The 17,218-nt window shown below is 67.3% G+C and carries 14 protein-coding genes and 1 pseudogene; 5 read left to right on the top strand and 10 right to left on the bottom strand.

The annotated features are described in order from the left end of the window. Positions 1 to 109: 109 nt before the first annotated feature. Both AB0K52_RS12465 and AB0K52_RS12460 read left to right on the top strand, forming a co-directional pair. Positions 110 to 634 carry a hypothetical protein gene (locus AB0K52_RS12465; protein WP_363530270.1) on the top strand — a complete coding sequence of 175 codons (525 nt, stop codon included), beginning with the start codon at positions 110 to 112 and terminating at the stop codon, positions 632 to 634. 402 nt (positions 635 to 1,036) lie between these two features. Next, entirely contained in the window at positions 1,037 to 2,116 is a 1,080-nt protein-coding gene (locus AB0K52_RS12460) for a hypothetical protein (protein ID WP_363530267.1), read from the top strand. 216 nt (positions 2,117 to 2,332) lie between these two features. Here the strand turns inward: AB0K52_RS12460 and AB0K52_RS12455 are convergent, their stop codons facing one another. From AB0K52_RS12455 to AB0K52_RS12445, 3 genes are all read right to left on the bottom strand, one after another. Continuing rightward, the gene (locus AB0K52_RS12455) at positions 2,333 to 3,517 is read right to left on the bottom strand and encodes a hypothetical protein (RefSeq protein ID WP_363530264.1); all 1,185 of its coding nucleotides are present in this window, start codon (positions 3,515 to 3,517) and stop codon (positions 2,333 to 2,335) included. 241 nt (positions 3,518 to 3,758) lie between these two features. Then, on the bottom strand, positions 3,759 to 5,306 hold the full coding sequence (locus tag AB0K52_RS12450; RefSeq protein WP_363530261.1) for a hypothetical protein: 1,548 nt from the start codon (positions 5,304 to 5,306) through the stop codon (positions 3,759 to 3,761). 919 nt (positions 5,307 to 6,225) lie between these two features. Next, positions 6,226 to 6,900 (bottom strand): hypothetical protein, encoded by a 675-nt coding sequence (locus tag AB0K52_RS12445; protein ID WP_363530258.1) that lies wholly within the window; start codon positions 6,898 to 6,900, stop codon positions 6,226 to 6,228. A gap of 268 nt (positions 6,901 to 7,168) precedes the next feature. Here AB0K52_RS12445 and AB0K52_RS12440 point away from each other — a divergent pair, with 268 nt between their 5' ends. After that, positions 7,169 to 8,452, top strand: a complete 1,284-nt coding sequence (locus tag AB0K52_RS12440) for a hypothetical protein (RefSeq protein ID WP_363530255.1) — start codon at positions 7,169 to 7,171, stop codon at positions 8,450 to 8,452. Between the two features lie 204 nt (positions 8,453 to 8,656). On the opposite strand, the gene AB0K52_RS12435 is transcribed toward AB0K52_RS12440, so the two are convergent. The 4 genes and pseudogenes from AB0K52_RS12435 to AB0K52_RS12420 form a co-directional block, all read right to left on the bottom strand. After that, a complete protein-coding gene (locus AB0K52_RS12435; protein WP_363530252.1) occupies positions 8,657 to 9,637 on the bottom strand; it encodes a methyltransferase domain-containing protein in 981 nt (326 codons plus the stop codon). Positions 9,638 to 9,732: 95 nt separating this feature from the next. Next, on the bottom strand, positions 9,733 to 9,864 hold the full coding sequence (locus AB0K52_RS12430; protein WP_363530249.1) for a hypothetical protein: 132 nt from the start codon (positions 9,862 to 9,864) through the stop codon (positions 9,733 to 9,735). Between the two features lie 495 nt (positions 9,865 to 10,359). Then, positions 10,360 to 10,503 (bottom strand): annotated as a pseudogene (locus AB0K52_RS12425) (IS5/IS1182 family transposase); the annotation flags it as partial. 182 nt (positions 10,504 to 10,685) lie between these two features. After that, positions 10,686 to 10,868 carry a hypothetical protein gene (locus AB0K52_RS12420; protein ID WP_363530246.1) on the bottom strand — a complete coding sequence of 61 codons (183 nt, stop codon included), beginning with the start codon at positions 10,866 to 10,868 and terminating at the stop codon, positions 10,686 to 10,688. 641 nt (positions 10,869 to 11,509) lie between these two features. On the opposite strand from AB0K52_RS12420, the gene AB0K52_RS12415 reads away from it, so the two are divergent. Further along, on the top strand, positions 11,510 to 12,154 hold the full coding sequence (locus tag AB0K52_RS12415) for a DUF4333 domain-containing protein (protein WP_363530243.1): 645 nt from the start codon (positions 11,510 to 11,512) through the stop codon (positions 12,152 to 12,154). Positions 12,155 to 12,483: 329 nt separating this feature from the next. On the opposite strand, the gene AB0K52_RS12410 is transcribed toward AB0K52_RS12415, so the two are convergent. Next, the gene (locus AB0K52_RS12410) at positions 12,484 to 13,110 is read right to left on the bottom strand and encodes a TetR/AcrR family transcriptional regulator (protein WP_363530240.1); all 627 of its coding nucleotides are present in this window, start codon (positions 13,108 to 13,110) and stop codon (positions 12,484 to 12,486) included. Between the two features lie 95 nt (positions 13,111 to 13,205). Here AB0K52_RS12410 and AB0K52_RS12405 point away from each other — a divergent pair, with 95 nt between their 5' ends. Continuing rightward, positions 13,206 to 15,383: an MMPL family transporter gene (locus AB0K52_RS12405; protein ID WP_363530237.1), complete on the top strand. Its 2,178-nt coding sequence runs from the start codon at positions 13,206 to 13,208 to the stop codon at positions 15,381 to 15,383. Between the two features lie 210 nt (positions 15,384 to 15,593). On the opposite strand, the gene AB0K52_RS12400 is transcribed toward AB0K52_RS12405, so the two are convergent. Together AB0K52_RS12400 and AB0K52_RS12395 are read right to left on the bottom strand one after the other, a co-directional pair. After that, positions 15,594 to 16,244, bottom strand: a complete 651-nt coding sequence (locus AB0K52_RS12400) for an N-acetylmuramoyl-L-alanine amidase (protein ID WP_363530234.1) — start codon at positions 16,242 to 16,244, stop codon at positions 15,594 to 15,596. 183 nt (positions 16,245 to 16,427) lie between these two features. Further along, positions 16,428 to 16,952 carry a twin-arginine translocation signal domain-containing protein gene (locus tag AB0K52_RS12395; RefSeq protein WP_363530231.1) on the bottom strand — a complete coding sequence of 175 codons (525 nt, stop codon included), beginning with the start codon at positions 16,950 to 16,952 and terminating at the stop codon, positions 16,428 to 16,430. Between the last annotated feature and the right edge of the window lie 266 nt (positions 16,953 to 17,218).

Raw genomic sequence — 17,218 nt, 5'->3', positions numbered from 1 at the left:
GGACCTTCGTCCCTGCAAGACCCGCCCTCCGCCCTCTCCATGACCGTCCTGAACTGCGGTTTCATTGAAATGTCACCGGAACGCGGTGCCCGAATCGAAAGGAACTCCGATGGCCACCGTCAACGCCACCGAGCGAACCGCCACCACGACCACCCCTGCCGCCTACGTCTGGGCCGGCCTGCGCATCGCTTTGGGCTGGGTCTTCCTGTGGGCCTTCCTGGACAAGACCTTCGGCCTCGGGTTCGCCACCGAGAAGGAGGCCGCCTGGCTCGAGGGCGGCAGCCCGACCGCCGGGTTCCTCACCCACGGCACCAAGGGCCCCTTCGCCGAGTTCTACCAGGGCATGGCCGGCAACGCCTTCGCCGACTGGCTCTTCATGCTCGGACTCCTCGGCATCGGCCTCGCCCTCCTCCTGGGCATCGGCATGCGCGTCGCCGCCGCCACCGGCGCCCTCCTGTTGATCCTGATGTGGACCGCGGCGCTGTGGCCCGAGAACAACCCGTTCATGGACGACCACCTCATCTACGCCGGACTCCTGATCGGCCTCGCCCTCGCCCGCGCCGAGGACACCCTCGGCCTCGGCAAGAGCTGGGGCGACCTTCCCGTCGTCAAACGGCATCCCTTGCTCAAGTAACGCCAAATGATGCGGGTCGCGACCTTGCGGTCGCGACCCGCCTTCACTGGTGCCGCAAAGGACGAGACCTGGGCGATCATGACCGCTTCACGGAAGCGAAAACCCACCCACGCGGGTCAAGTGCAGCTCGCTGCTAACTCGTCGAAACTGAAAGTGCTCGCCTGGGGCGCTGGCTGCGGCGCATCCGCCCCGATCCTCAGCAAGCCCTCGGATGCGCAGTCGAATCCGGTGCCACGTAATGGCACCGGCTCTACCGGTCCGAGTGGCCTGACGACCTCAAGGACCGCGCGGAAGAGCAGACGCTCAGGCCTAGCACACCTGAGCATCTCCGACTGCGCAGGCGACACAGCGACTCCGACGGTTTTCACCACCGCAGGCGCCGCAGTGGGGCACTCTGTCATGATGCGACACGCACTGTCCAAAATATCCACCACCGCTGCTCTCGGCTTGGCCGGCGCTGCCGCACTCGCGGTCCCGGCCCAGGCGCAAGAGCAGTGGACACCGCCGGCCCTCGAACTCGCCTCGGCCACTTGCAACGCCGACTTCGAGTGGGAACTCGAGTGGTCGCTCACCGACACCACCGACACCGTCAATGCACCAGACGACTACACCTACACCGTCGCCGAAGTCCTCACCCAGATCGGCGCCGACGACTTCGGCCCCTGGGAGGACGCCGCACTGGACGGCTCCCTGCAAGTCGGCGCCGTCCTGCCCCGGACCGGCGAAGGTTCGCTCACCGCCGTGCAAACCGTCCCCGGCGACACCGAACGAGTCAAGCTCAAAGCCCAATCCGACCGCACCGTCACCGCCGACGGCAAACGCAACGAGGGCCGAGGGTTGAAGAACGCACTCCAGCACGCGGTCGAGCTGGGCGACTGCACCGCGCCGCTGCCGCCCGAACCCGAAGCGATCCCCGAGGTCGACTACGGCGTCGGCATCGTCGTCAACGACGGCGTGGCGCCCGAGCCGGAAGCTGAGGACGTCGATGCGGAGTGGATCGTCGACATCGGCGTCCCGCCCGGGGTCGCGGACCCCTCGACGCAGTACGAGATCGCCGTGGTCACGAGCCTGGGCGGCGGTACCGGAACCGGGACCAGCGGCAACCCCGAAGTGCAGACCGGCCAGATGGGTGTAGGGGACTCGACGGTCCGTATCGCGGCCGTCGGTGACATCACCGTACCCGAGGACGTCTTCCTTGAGCTCACCGTCGAAGACAGCGCGCCGCCGACACTCCTGCTCGAAGTCGAACTGCCCGCGATCGACGCCGCGCCGAGCACGGATCCGACCCCGTCAGCCGACCCGGTCGCGAACTCGCCGGACTCGGCCACGGACGCAAGTGCCGACTCAGACCGCGATTCGACCGCGCCGACGCTGCCGACAACGGGCCTGCCCCTCGCCGCGTTCGTCGCCGTCGCTGTGGCGCTTCTCGGCGCAGGCATGTTGGCACTCAAGCGAAGCCGGACGCGAGAGGGCCGGGCCTGAGTGCCCTGACATTCCTGGTGGCCATCTGACATACCGGTGGCCCGGCCCAAGGCCGGGCCACCGTCGCATACCAAGAGTCCGATCTACCCAAACGGCACTGCCGCAGCGAGCGGGCGAACGGGCCTGATAACGGCCGCCCGGGATGCTCAAACACACCAGGGTCGCTCCGTAGTCGCCTGTCCCCGTTCGATACGGATACCTGCACTGGTCGGGCGCTCATTCACCGCCGCCGCCACCGTCGCTCCCTCCGGAGTCGGCTCCGGCGATCGCCGACCCGTCGAAGCCGCCGCCTCCACCACCCCAGTTGCCGTAGGCCGAGCGGGCGGTGCGGGGACGTACGCGATCGCCCCAAGGTTCGCTGATGCGCCCGGTCCGATGGTCGGTGCCGAAAAGCGCGAGCCAAGCCGACGCGAAGTCCCCGGGCAGGTTGTGCTCATGGCGCACGCGCTTCCAGCGCTTGGCGACCGCCGCATCGGCGAATCCGAGGGACGGCTCGTCCCAGACCGGCACCGCCGCAGGGACGTCATCACTCTTCAGCCTGCCAGCGATCGACTCCAGCGACACGGCCCAGAATGCAAGCCCGTCAACCTTCAGGACAGGCTTCCCTTCGACCCACTTGAGCCGCACCCCGTCTGCCTCGCTGTTCAGGATGCGCACACCACGCCGCCCACTGGGGACCACGGCCCACCTTCTGCTCCTCCCCCACTCCCACAGCTGATTGACCGGGTCATGCGGGTCCTCGTACCAGGGCCGATCGTGCCCAGGGGCGAACTTCCGAATCGACTGCAGCTCCGCCTCGTACCCCGCGCTCGCCTCCAGCAACCCATCCAGTGCTTCGCGCTGCGGTCCGAACGCCTCCACAAGACGTCTGGCGTTCCGCGGGTCCCTCGACTTGAGCTCCGCCGCCGAGCCCGCCCAATCGCTCAGGCCGGCGATGATCTCGGCCTGACGGGCCACGTACGCTCGCGCCGCTTCGAGCCACCGCCGAATCCGCTTCGGCGGCTGCGCACGCCATTCCGACCGCTGCAGAGTGGAGTACCCCCACCCGGACAGCACCTGCAGAGCGTCAGGAGGCTCGATGTGGAGGGGGTGAGTCGGCTCGACCGGTGGCGACAGCGGCACCGCGACGGGCGCCACCTTGCGTGCCTCTTCCCGGAGATCCTCGCAAAGCCAATTGACTCGGGCGGGGAAATAGACGACTTGCGCGAGAGGTTGACGGGCACGGAAGTACCAATCGGAGCCGCCGGGCCACTGCCCCCGCAGCACACGCGCCTCGGGCGCCTCGAACGACTCACGAACGGCGTCGATCCCCGCACCGACGCCCTCGAGCCCCTGAGGAAGGTCCTGGGGAAAACCGCGCAGCCGACGACGCCGCTCGGCCGACAGCCACGGATAGCGCATGAGAGGCATCCCCAAGTCTGGCAGGAGGTCCCCGGGACCGGTCCCGCCCGGAACCCCGGCCGGTGAAGCCGGTGAGACTGGGGAGCCTTCCGTGATCGTCGACCACAGCTGCCCGCACCACTGCTCGTCGAACGTCGTGGTGAAGTCCTACTGCTGCCTCCAGTCGCGTTGAACGTCATGCGCGAACTTGAAGCAGCCTGCTGAGCAGGGCCCCAACCCGGGCTGATCCCGGACGCCAGGGTCAGTCCTGCAGGCGTTCGAAGGCGCTGCGGACCTGGCCGTCGCTGACCTCGGCTTCGACGCTTCCGGGCGGGCCGAGGTCGGCGTAGTAGTACGAGTACTCCAGGACCTCCGGGCAGGGGTCGCCGTCGAACTGCACGGTGTAGGAATCGATCCGCTCGCCGGTCCTGAGCTCGTAGACCTCGACCTTGATGCGGGTCGCATAGAAGTCGACTTCCCGGTAGCCCCCGACGGCGGCGTCGCTCTCGTAGAAGCAGGATTCGAGGTGCTCGCCCTTCTCGGGACCCTCGACGCAGACGACCAACTGGGTGGCGTCGACGGTGTCAGAGGTCCATTCAGCGGGGAAGTCGTACTGCCCCGGACTCAGCCCGATCACCCACATCGGATGCGGACTCCCGCCCTCGTGCGCCGGGGCGTCACGCCAGGGCGCGGGGGGCCCGCAGTACTCGTCGGCTTCGAGCAGGGCGGTCACCCTCGCGTACTCGATGCGGGAGTCGACGGCGTACAGCTCGTCGACGGCGGCCTGATGTTCGGCATGGTCGGGATACTCGGTGAGGAACCGCTGATATACCGCCTGCGACCCGGTGAGATCGTCAGCTGAACGGTAGCGGGCGCAGGCGAGGAGGCGGAGCGGTACGGCTTCGGCGGCCGCGGCGATCGGTTCGGTGAGTGCAGGCGCCTCCCAGATCTGCTCGCCGATCCAGTCGTCGATGGCAAGAGCGTCGCAGGCATCGGTGTCCTGGTCGAGGTCGGCCATGAACTGCTCGACCGTTTCGCGGACGCGATCGGTCTGGCCCGGGGAGTCCTCGAGGGTATCGATGAGCTGTTGGAAACCGGACTCGAGTTCGGAGTAGGTGGCGGCACCGCCTCCCCGGGCGGCGTCGAAGAGCATCCCGGCGCGCTCCACTCCGGCGCCGTCCCAGCGCGCCTCGGGGTGGTCCATGTAGGTCAGCATCGTGTCGGCACCGAGTTCAGCGCCCTCGGCGCGGGCCTCGTTGAGCAGGCGGCACGCCGCCGACTGCTCTTCCCCTTCGAGGACCTTGGCGCCGAAGGCGATCCGATGCCACGGCCCGAGCCGATCGAGGGTCTCGACGGCCGCTTCGCAGTCACCTGCGGCGTGGGCGTCCTCGGCGCTGCGCACCGCCAGCCAGGCGTCGGTCCGGAACCCGGCGAGCACGAGCAGGGCGAGCCCGGCCGCGCCGATCGCGAGCAGGCGTGCGCGTCGGCGGTCACCGAGCAGCGCGGGGTCGGTGCCGCGGGTGAGGTACCAGGCGTGCAGGCACACCAGGAGCCACCAAAGTCCGAACAGGAGTCGCCATGGCAGGCTGTCGGGCTCGGCGGCGAGAGCGAAGAGCAGGAACGCGGTGCCGGTGATCGCGGTGGCCGCCAGGCGGCGGCGGCGCATGAGCAGGTAGCCGAACCCGAGCGCGGTGGCGTTCGCGGCGACGGCGGCGATCGGGTCGACCGGTCTGGGGACGAACGGGGGCCGTGCCCGCCGCTCCAATCGAGGCGGCAGCGGCGACGACGAATGCGGATCCTCGGGGTACACGGGCGCTCCTCGGTCGATGGCATCCCAGAACACCACGAGCGGTCAGGGACCGGTCCCGGGCGAGGCGCTCGGCCCCGGGTCAGAGCGCCCGCAAGGCCGCGGTCAGGAAATCGAGGCCCGCGAAGAAGGTGTCGGTCTCCCAGGGCGGCTCGCAGACGGCCCGTGCCACGTAAGCGGTTCCCATGCTGACCGCTTGCAAGCAGATCCCACGAGCGGGCCGCATCCGTCAACACCCGCTCAGGCTCGCAGTCGGCGGCGTCGAGGCCGGGAGGTAGACCTCAGGCGCGGGCTTGTAGGCCTCGGCGGATGCGCTCGGAGGGGCTTCGTAGAAGAAAGCCTGGCGAAGTCGTTGAGCCGCAATAGCACAGCACGGCTGGCGTTGGAGAGGTCGATGACCGGGAAGTGCCAAGCGAGGCGTACCACGCTGGCACGGAAGCGAGGATCTAGAGGTTGTCGGCGCCGCGGAGGCCGTGCTCGATCCGGCTCCAGGCGCTCGCACTCTTGCCCGTCAGCTCTGCGGTGCGACAGATACTCAAGCCTCGAAACCTTGCACCGGGTCATGATGCGTTCGCCGCACGCTTTCGTCAACGCCACCAAGGTGACCACGCCCAAACCCGTGAGCGTGGCCGCGACCGGGGCGGGGTCGGCGACTGTCATCTCTTGTTCGGGTTTGGATCCGGATTCGTTGACGGCGGGCTGCTTGTATGTGAGGACGTGCCGGGCCCCGGCCGCCGTCTCGAAGTTCGCAGGCGAACCACGGTGCCTTCGGCGTCGAGCCGGGTGTCGGGCCAGTCGAAGTAGGTGCCGCGGTAGGTCGCGTGCTCGGGTTCGGCGAGCACGCGAGGGCGGGGCGAATCTGGTCGGGGTGGTCAACGCGGGCTTCGCGTTCGGCTTCGATCACGGCGATGGCCTTGAACGGTCAGGAGCGTGTGGCGCCCGCCGGCCAGAACCGGCGGACGGGTACCCCGCGCGCTTCGGCGCCAGCGACGGCGTCCGCGGTGCCGCCGTACTTCCCCGCCGGGGACGGCTCGCCGTCCCACACGGCCCACAGGACGTCGACGGAGTCGAGCATGGCCGCGTTCGCGGCTTCGTACGCGTCCATCGAGGACGCGTCCGCGGCATAGCGGACCGTGTGTGCCTGCCGGACGAGCACGTCGAACGTCGGCAGGTGTGTTTCGCTGACGCGGGTGTCGCGGTAGTCGGGGCCGGGCAGGAGCGCTTCAAGGAGACCGCCGGTGTCCAAGATGGTTTGCGCGAAGATCGCATCGGCGCCTTCAGCGAGGCAGGAGACGCCGACGAGTTCCTGCCCGGTGCGCTCCTCTTCGCTCAAAGCGGTCGCGAATGCGTCCTTGATGAGGTTTGCCGTATCCGGTGACAGGTTCATGTGCCCCGTGATGCCGATTCGCACCATGCTCTCCTCAGTGTCGGGCCAGCGCCGATGCCAGTTCGGCTCGTCGACCGTGGCAAAGGAGAGTGCCGCCGCGGCGATCTGCGACCGGTAATGGTCGAGCCGGGCTGAACGCATATTCGGGCCTTCTTGCAGTGCCTGCACAGCGTAACGGGCGGCTTGTCCGGGACGGTCTGCGGCGTACATGACAAGCGCACAGTGCGCGAGGTTGAGCGCGTGCCCTCTCGGGCCCGGTTTCGCTTGCTCAATGCCGCTCTGAACGCGTTCCTGGGCCGCGTTGTCGCGCTCGCGGCCGGGCCTTAGCTTCGCCTCCGGGGCGGGCCGCCGCCTCCGAGCGATGGCGGCCCGACCCCCTGCTTTCACCAGCCTCGCTGAAACCGGTGAAGCCCATCGGGCACCGGCTGAGCGGTACGGCATGTCGCAGGAGCTTCCAAAATGCAGGGACCGTGGGAGCATGAGCGATATGCGCCCCAAAGTCACCCGTCTGCTCCAGCTCCTGCGGGCCCCGTTCGTCGTCGCGGCCGGGCTCCTGTCCGCGAACTATGTGATACCAGGGTTCACGCTCCCCACGGAACCTGAAGCGCTCGTCACCGTGGTCCCGGTCGCGACCGGATTGGTGCTCCTCAGCGCATGGCCGTTCCTTGCCTTGCAGCGACGGTGGGTGGCAGCGAAATACCGCACCGACTGGCAGCGCGTCATGGCAGCTGCCGAACGTTCCTGGTCGTCACCGCACGTGTCGGTGCTGTGGAGGTGCGTCGCGATGAGCTGGACTCTCACTGCCCTGTGGATCCTCGGCCCTGTTCCGCTCGCCATGTACGCCGCTTCGCAGATCGCCGACCGCGCTGGCTGGCCCACTACGTCAGGCGGGCCGGTCGCGACCAGTATCGCCGGCCTCATCGTCGCACTCCTGGCGAAGCTCACCTACCAGCTCTCCAACACGGACGGGCGCCGAGCGATCCTGCTCGGCCTGTTCAGTGCCGCTCTGGCGTGGGCGGGCCTCGTCGCCGCGTCGAAACTCGTCGACGGCGCGCACCTCGGCACGGCCGATCTGCAGGAGACACTGCTGACGGCAGGCATCGCCGCGGTCGTGTTCTTCGCGCTACCGAAAGCCGCTGTGGTCCGACTCGGCGGCGACGTCGAATGGGCGAAGACGATGGCAGTCAACGGGTACCGGTATTGGGCTTCAGGCATCACGATCTTCGGCACGTGGTACGGCCTCGCGGCGTCGTTCGTCGGTGGGGCGTTCCTGCTGTGGCTCACGACCTGGTTCGCCCCGAACGTGCTACCGATCCCGCTGCGCTTCGACGATATCGGGGCGCTACTCGCAGCGGCCGCGCTCGTCACGGTCGCGCGGCTTCCGGCGATCGTCCTCGCTCGCTTCATCGGTGACCTGCCGGCGATGTACCCGGGCCAGCGGTACCTTCGCGTAAACGCCCTTACCGGACGCGTCGACGACCGTTTGCGCGCCCAGGGTGCGCGACGCCGAGAGACGGCCGACGTCCCGCCGTACCACGGTGAGCACGCCAGAGAAATCACCCATATGACGGGGTGGAGTGGCGGCACTTGGTATACGTCGATTTCCCGTTCTGGGGCAGCCGTCGAGGCGGGCTACGGCATGTGGACGTTCCGGCGCACCGAGTGGCAGGAGACGACGAGTTCCGGCGGTGGTTCAGGGAGCGGCTACTCCGTGACCTCCGGTTCCAGCGGCAGCTACCTCGCGACCTTGTCCTGGCGATAAAGCCAGCGCGGCAACGGCCTCTCGTAAGCCACAGTGGCCGATACAAACTCATCTTCACGACGCAGGTCGACCCCACCCCCAACGACCACAACACGGCTTCAAGGTCTCTACAACCCGCTCTCACCAGGGGAATACTGCGATCTCCCGACTGAACTCGTTGGTAGGCAACCGAACTCGTTGAATCGGAGCGCCCATGAGCGGCACTTACAATCGACGCGTCCACTCGGCCGGGCCGCTCAGGCGGCCCGGCCTCGCCCCCACCGCGAAGCGATGCATCCATGGATGCCTGCGTTCGTGCGAATTGCGATCTCGGCAGCGACACCGAACCAACGCGGCGAACGGACCGGATAACGACCGTTCTGAGTCGAGGGACAGTCCTTCGCGCCGGGCGGTGACAACGTAGTAGTCGAGCATGCCGTTCTCGTAGCAGCGCAGGTAGTTCCGGGCCCAGGAGATGCGGAACTCGGTCTGGGCGATCCAGCGGTCGAGCTGGCGCCACACGTGGTCGCCGATCGACTCGACGGCGACGTCGGTGAACCCGGCGGCGGTCAGGTCCGCGGCCAGGTCTCCCACTGGGCGGATGATGTCGACGCCGGTGGCGACGGGCTCCAGGAGGTCGGCGATCTGGGCCGTGTCGGCGCCATCGGGCGCGAAGAATGTCGCGATCGCGATGCGTCCGCCGGGTACCAGGACTCGGTGTGCCTCGCGTGCGACGGCGGCGAGGTCGTCGACGTGCTGGAGCACTTCTACGGAAAAGACGGCGTCCACGGAGCGGTCGCCCCAGGGGAGGTCGGTGACCGAGCCTTGGACGAATGCGAGCGCGCCGTCCAAGGCCTTGATCGCGCCGGCGTTGACGGTGCGCGCCCGTTCGAGCTGGGCTGCGGAGCGGTCGATGCCGGTCACGAGGACGTCGAACTCGGTGACGACCTGGGCGGCGCCGACCCCCATGCCGCAGCCGAGTTCCACGAGTCGGTTGCCGGGCTCGAGTTCGAGGGTCCTGGCGACCTGGCGGTACAGCTCGGCGTGGCTCTCGAGGCGCTCTTCGACGGTGATCTCGCGATCGGGTTCGAGGTCGCCCCAGTATCCGAAGTTGATGAACGACCCCGAGAAGATGGACAGCGAACCGAGGTCGAATTGGCCGTAGGTGAGATCGCGTTTCGCCTGAACGTCAGGATCCGGTTCCATACCGAAGGATTCTGGCACGGGCCCGAGCTGTGGACACGGGTTTGCTCGGACGCGTCGGCGGTCGGTGACAGCCGTGTTTCGCCTGCACCTCGCCGTCAGACGAGGATGAAGCCTCGGAGTTCGGAGACTGCCGCCTGTTCTTTGTGTGGGCTGGCGAAGTCATAGGGCTCCCCTGCCGCGAGTTCGGGGAGGAGGAGGGTGGCGGTGGCGATGTGCCAGGCATCCATGGCCCGAAAGCGGTGGGTCGTGACGATTTCGAAGGCTTGGTCCTCGACCTCGGGTTTCGGGGCGGTGATGGTCGTGATCGGGCCGTCGGGGCCTGTCCACGACCTCCCAGGTGTCGAGGAGCGGTCGCTTTTCCCGGCCGCTCGACATCGATCGGAACGCGGCCGGGAAATCGTGACACAATTTCCAGTGCGGCACAAATCCCGCCGCATCCTCAAGATGATCGGTCAATTCCGACTGGTGTTTCGCGGTCCGTAGCTCGGCCAATGCTGATCCTCGACTGGACTGGTCCAGCTCACGTCCCGCGGCCGTTCACCAGTCGATGCAAGTTCAGTAACCATTGCCCGCGCCCAACCTGCTGTGCACAGCATCCGGTTCGCGAACGTGACATCACCAGCGCGGATCGCTTCGAACGGTCGATGCAGCTCGCGTGCGTGAACCCGGCTCATTCGTATCGCCGCGGCCGAGGAGGGTTGCCACAGGCCGTGAAACTGCTGCTACCGACATCGGTGTTCGTAGCCGTTGAGGGCTTGGGCGGCTTTGGCGAGCTGGGTGACCTGGTTCGGGTCGCAGCGCACCTGGTCGAAGATTGCCCAGGTTTTGAGCTGGGCGAACATGCGTTCGCCAGGGCCGCGGAGCCGGCCGGAGACGGCGCCGGCTGCGGCTATTTGGCTGGAAGCCATCGCTGAGGATGCCCGTTTGATTCCCGAGGTTCGGTTCGGCGCGCTCGCGTACAGCGTCCAATGCGCCCCGAGAACGCCGCGGCTGCGCATTTGGCGGCGGCGGTAGGACTCCTCAACGAGTTCCCCGTCGCGGTCCTGCGTCAGCCTGCAGCGCCGAAGCCGCTGACCGGTGACGTGCCGCCGGAGATTCGCGCGGTGTTCGCCGAGATGGACCGGGCCGCGTTCAAAGAGACGGTGGTGTTCGGATTGCTCAAGGTATCCACGATGGTCTGGCAGGACCCACGGAACTGCGCGCCCCATTGCTTACCGCCGCGCTCGGGCATGCCGACCCCGCGCTGCGTTTGGACGGCGCTAAGCAGCCGCGGACGTTCGCAGGTAGATCCTTCCCCGCGTTAGTTATCGATGGTCATTGTGCGGCAACATTGAGCATCGTTCTCGACAGCGAATGGCTCGTAAATTGGCTCCGCAAACCCGTCCATAATCGACGAAGTTTGACGGGCCGTGGCCATGGGGGTACGAGACCCGCCCGGGTCATGTCACAGATGCGTACGCACCCGAGAACGGGGTCGAAGCCGCGGTACTGCGTCTGCTCCATGAGGGTTCGTCCTTCCGTTCGTGCCGCGGGGCGTTGAGGAACTGCATCCAGAACGTTAGCGTCCAGCCGCATGTCACGGCGTCCCTCGCCTCGCGCTGGCAGTGGCCTGAACTGGGCGCTGACGCGCGATGCTGTCGCCAGCGGCATCCTTTTCCTGCCGGAGTCCCGCCGGTGTTCCGCCTTGTACGGCACTCATACTGCTGGAAAAATTGCCTAATTGTCGGATCAAGTCGGCATCGTCCACGGCAGCAGCAGGCCGAGGCGAGACAACGCCCCAGGCAGAGCGCTCGCCGGGCTCGCCGTTCCTCCGGGCGGCGTCACGCACGCCAGGAGACTGCAATCCTCACCCAGCGAATGAAAGGCCCCGTTGTGCCCAGCCGAAAACCAGCGGCCCTGCCCTTTGCCCTCGCCCTCCTCGGACTCGCGGCGTGCACTGCCGAAGCCGGACCCACGGTATCCGGCGGAGAACTCGCCGACCTGGCCGCGGACGCCCTGGAGAAGCAGACCGGATCACGTCCCGACCTCGACTGCGACGACGACTCGATCATCGTCAGTGAAGGCAAGGAGGTCGACTGCGTGGCGACCTCCACCGAGACCGGCGCCGAATACGACGCCACCATCACCTTCACCAGCGTCGAAGGCAGGGACTACGAGATCAGCGTGGAAGTGGCCTCCGAGCCCAACAACGCCCCCAGCGAGGCCCCGACCTCCGATCCCGCCGAGGCCGACACCTCAGCACCGGCCGCCGACGCGAACAGCATCGTGGTTCCCGCCCCAGAATTCGCCGCGGCGGTCGCGGACGCGGTGGCGGCCGAATGGGGGGCGGGCAACGACATCGACTGTGGCGACGCCGCCACGAGGACCCTGTATGAGGGAGCGATCCACTCCTGCGTGCTGATCGACGTCTCAACAGACGCGGAGTACGCCATCACCATCACTGTCACCAGCATCGACGTCGAAGCCGGCAGCTTCAACTTCGAAGCCGTGGTGGATGAGACACCGTTGAACCGTTAGGAGACCATGCGCTGCCGGGCAGCCCCACGACCCGGCAGCCCGAACCCGCAGCCGCAATCGACAAGTGCCTGACTCGTTGGAATCCCACGAGGTGACCTACCCAGCGCCGCCCGTACCCCCTCTTGCCCTTACCCGAGCACATGCTCGGGATCACCGTCGCGGCCGTGATGCTCGTTTGGGTCCTGCTCGGTGTCGCGTACAAAGGATGGCGCCGAGGTTGTGCATTGCGCCCGGGTCGCCCGCTGCAGCTCGCTCTCGAGCGCCCGCCCCTGAATCGCCGCCGAAGCTGCTGCTTCCGCCCTCATCCCGGCCTTCCCTGCCTTGGACGGCTACGCGGCGCGTTCGAGAGCGGCGCTGAGGTAGGCGTGGAGGGCCTGCTTGATTTCGTGGGTGACGTTCGGGAGCTCGTTGTCGCCGGCGGCCATGAGCATCGGGAGCACGCCGCGGAACATGTGGACGGCGACGGCGACGATGAGGCGGCGCTCGTCGGGCGGTAGGTGCGGGGCGCGGTCGGCGAAGATGCGGTCGAGGTGCTGGAAGATCAGCTTCTGAGCGGGTCGTTTGGCCTGGGCGAGTTCGGGAGTGATGCCCGGGTCCGCGAGGAGGGTGTGAAAGCCGGGGTTGGCGCGGTCGAAGGCGATGATCGGATCGAGAACCCGGTCGAGCAGTTCGGCGAGCGGCAGGGAGGCGCCATCGATGGCGAACGCGGACCCGTGGGCGATGCCGAGGCGTTCGACGTAGCGGGTCATGAGGGCTTCGGCGATCTCCTGCTTGCTGTGAAAGAACTGGTAGAGCGTGCCCGGTGAGGCTCCCGCGGCGGCGGCAATCGCGTTCGTGCTCGTCTTCGCGTAGCCGTGGGTCGCGAAGACCTCGGCGGCGGCGTCGAGGAGCTCGGCCATGCGTCTCTCGCCCCGGGCCTGACGTTTGCGGGCGGGTTTGGTTGTGTCGTCGGCCATAGGCACCTCTCAGACTTGATATTACGAGTCTTCGCTCGTATTTTTATTTACGAGCGCTCACTCGTATTTTCAGTCTACGCCGGTCAGGAGACCCCATGACCCCGCACGCGCCACCCCGCCCAGCCTCCCTCATGCACCGCTTGGGCCGCTTCACCTTCCACCGCCGCCGTGCGATCCTCACCGCCTCGCTCCTCGTCCTGCTCGCCGCCGCGTTCATCGCCTCCGGGACGATGAACACGCTCGTTCTCTCCCGATTCCAAGTCCCCGGGTCTGAATCGATCACTACTGGCGAGCGCCTGGATCGGGACTTCTCCACCGGCTCGGCGAACGTCCTGCTGCTGGTCACCGCAGCCGACGGCGACGTCGACTCGCCCGCCAGCGCCGAAGCCGGGGCCGCGCTGGCCGCGGCTTTCGCGGACGCCGATCAGGTGGAGCGGGTGCATTCGTACTGGGACGGCGCATCGCCGACGCTGCGCAGCGAGGACGGATCGCAGGCGCTCGTGACCGCTTACGTCCCAGGTGAAGTGACGTTCATCCGGGAAGAGGTCCTGCCACGGCTCAAGGCTGAGTTCGAACATGAGGACGGGCCGATCACGGTTGCGGTCGGCGGTTCGGACGAGCTGTTCCGCGAGGCCGCGCAGATCGCACGCCAGGACTTCCTACTCGCCGAGGCGATCGTCATCCCCGGGCTCCTGGTGCTCCTGATCGCGATCTACCGCCGCCCGGCCGCCGCGTTCCTCACCGTTGGCGTGGGGCTGTTCGCGCTGGCGGTGTCCTTGGCGGCCATACGGTTCGTCGCCGCTCAGGTGGAGGTCTCGACGTTCGCGGCAAACCTGATCCTGGTCATGGCGATGGGCCTGGCCGTGGACTACTGCCTGTTCATCGTCAATCGCTTCCGCGAGGAGATTCTGCTGCACGATCGGGTTGAGGCGGTGGCGCGTACTGTCGCTAGCGCTGGGCGCACGGTCGTCTTCAGCGCCGTCACGGTCGCAGCGAGCCTGTCGATGCTGCTGCTGATGCCGTTCCCGTTCCTGCGGTCGTTCGCTTACGCGGGCATCATCGTGCCGCTCGCGGCCGTGATCGGCGCGGTCGTGGCACTCCCTGCGGCCCTTGCGGTCTGGGGCCATCGGGTCGAGCGCCGGAGGGCGCCGCGCCCTATCGGCGAGGGCCGGTGGTACAAACTCGCGAACGCGGTCATGCGCCGTCCGTTCCTCTGGGGCGCAGCGGCACTCGTGCTGGTGCTGACGCTGGCGTCGCCGCTGCTCGGCATCCGCTTCGGCGTCCCCGACGAGAGGGCGCTCCCGGCCGACGCGCCGATTCGGGTGGTGTCCGACCAGGTCACGGCGAACTTCACCGCGGAGGAGACCGATGCCCTGCTGGTCCACGCGGAGGACGCCGACGAAGCGGCGCTCGCCGCCTACGCCGCCGCCCTATCAGCAGTCGACGGCATCGCGCAGGTCGATACGGCCGCAGGCAGGTTCGCCGACGGCAGCCTCGTCGGTCCCGCCGACGCGGCGCGGTTCGAATGGCGCGACGGCGACACGTGGCTCTCGGCCGTCCCCACCGCCGAGGCCATGCGCGACGACCCATACGCCATGGTCGGCGAGGTCCGCGCCGTCGAAGCACCGTTCACTGCCACGGTCGGCGGCTATCCCGCGGACCTCGCCGACTTCCGGGACGCGCTGCTCGACAGGCTCCCCGCCCTCCTCGGCCTCATCGTTCTGATCACCGTCGCGATTCTGTTCCTCATGACCGGCAGCGTCATCGCCCCGCTCAAAGCCACCGTCCTCAACGGACTGTCGATGGCGGCGATGTTCGGGGCCATGGTGTGGGTCTTCCAGGAGGGGCACCTCTCCGGGCTCCTCGGATTCACCCCGCAGGGCTCGTTCGAGCCGTCCGTGCCGATCTTGATGTTCTGCATCGCCTATGGGCTCTCGATGGACTACGAGGTGTTCATGCTCGCCCGCATCAAAGAGGAGTACGACCGCACCGGCGACCGGACCGGCTCGATCGCCGCCGGCCTCCAAAGGTCCGCTCCCCTGGTGACCGCCGCGGCCGTGGTCCTGGCGTTTTCGTTCGCGGTCTATGCGACCGGGGACGTCACGTTCCTCAAGATGCTCGGCATCGGCATGGCCCTCGCGGTCGTCGTGGACGCCACCGTCATCCGCGGCATTCTCCTGCCCGCGGTCATGCGCCTGACCGGCCGCGCCAACTGGTGGGCGCCGGCCCTGCTGCGACGCCTGCACGACCGGATCGGCCTCCGCGAGGGATGACGGAGCCGCTCAGCGGCAGTAGCCGTCAGCCCTTTCAAAGTGACAAGGCGAGGGCCGGACCCGCTCAGGAATTTGAGAAAGCCCTGCTAGGGGTCCGGTAGCCGCCGCACTCCGCTTGAGCGCGGCGGCTTTGCCATCCCTGGCGTCGGTCGTACCCCATTCACAGCGAGGAGACTCGGTGCGTTGGCCCGGATGAGAGCCGCATCCGTGCTAGTTGTAGAAGTTCTCGATGCCGTAGAAGTGCCCGATCGCAACGTCCTGCCTAAAGTTTTGTGACCTGAGGAGGTTGGCGTTGGCTTCGTTGTCAATGAAGAGATTCTCGGTGAGAACCGCAGACATCTTCGTGTTGACGAGCACATAGAAGCCCGCAGTCTTCGTCCCCCGATCGGTGATCGAGGCGGTTTCGCGCATCCAGGCGATGGTTCTGCGGTGCACGTTGGAATGGAACGTCCGGGTGTGGTCCGTTGCGTCTGGTTCGCGGTAACTCTCGAAACCGCTCCCGCCTCCGGAGTTGATGTGGATGCTCAGGAACACGTCAGCCCCCCAGCTGTTCGCGTCGGTCACCCGGTACTCGAGGCTTCGGGTGATATCCGAACTGCGGGACATCCGTGTCTGGTACCCGTGGTCGTCCAAAATGGCTTTCGTGCGTTTGGCGATATCGAGAGTGAGGTCCTTCTCCTCGAGGCGGTTCGCGACTGCGCCGGGGTCGGTGCCTCCGTGGCCGGGATCGAGGTAGATCTTGCGGTTCGCGTTGGGGCTGACTTCCTGGGCTTGCGCAGCGTTGCCCGCGAAAGGCAGCGCTGCGAGTCCGATAGTCCCTGCGATCAGTGCGGACCGTCGCGAAACATTTCGTTGTGGCATTGCTTATGGCTCCGTTCAGGAGAGGGACTCGCGCTTCGGGAGGTGGTCTCGTCGGTTTCGCGCGAGTCGCGCGAAACCCGCCGAATGTCCATCGAGAATTCAGTGACGCGGTACAGATCTGGATGGTCGAGGGGAGCACCGGCGGGGTTCAAAGGCGCCGGCGAGCTCGTCACGCGTAGGTCATCAGTTGTCGCGGATGTTTCGGTACCGCCGCGGGATGTAATCCTGTTCCCGCAGTGAGGCGGGGGACACCTGGATGTGCCGCATGTCGGACGCGGGCGTCGCCAGATCGTAGATCCAGATGTTCCCGTTGTCGCCTCGCATGTGGTACAGCATGCAATGGTCGTTGTAGGCGTTGAGGACGTCGCCGGGCTTGAGCTCGCTCCACGCTATCTGGGCCGCGATGTCGGGGATGCTCCTGGTGCTGTGGCCCGGGGTGGAGGTGTGCCAGGCCATCGAGACGAAGCCCGAGCAATCCTGCCGGTACGTGTGGTCGCCTTCGATGTCGCTGGCCCGGCTGCCGCCGTCGTACGGGATATCGCGGAGGAACCAGTTGCGAGCCCGGTTCATCACTTCGTCGCGGGTGACGATGCCCCGGTACGCCGCGTTCGCCGGGCTGCCGACGGCGAGCACGGGGATCGCGGCGGCGGAAGCCACGGCGGCGGCCTGAATCAGGCCGCGCCGCGAGAGCAGCGGTCGTTCGGTCATGGAGTTCTCCTCTGACAGATGGCCGGTCGGGAAGTCCGGTCGGCGTGACTTCCATCCTTCGTGGATCCGACCCCCCGGTCGAGGCGGAACGGAGGCGGGATAGCGGCAGGATGCCGACGTGCTCCCGTGGGGTTTGCCGCAGACCATGACCGGAAACCGGCAGCAGAATGCAAAGCCATATGGAATCCGAGACCTGCGTGAGCCTTTGAGGCGTCCCAGATCGCGGAGGTTCGCATCGCGCTGTCGGCGTTCAGCGGGATCCGCAT

The organism is Glycomyces sp. NPDC049804 (assembly GCF_040674615.1).
Taxonomy (GTDB): Bacteria; Actinomycetota; Actinomycetes; order Mycobacteriales; family Micromonosporaceae; genus Glycomyces; species Glycomyces niveus.
Note: the sequence above shows the minus strand (reverse complement) of the source record. Positions and strands in the feature narration are given on the sequence as shown.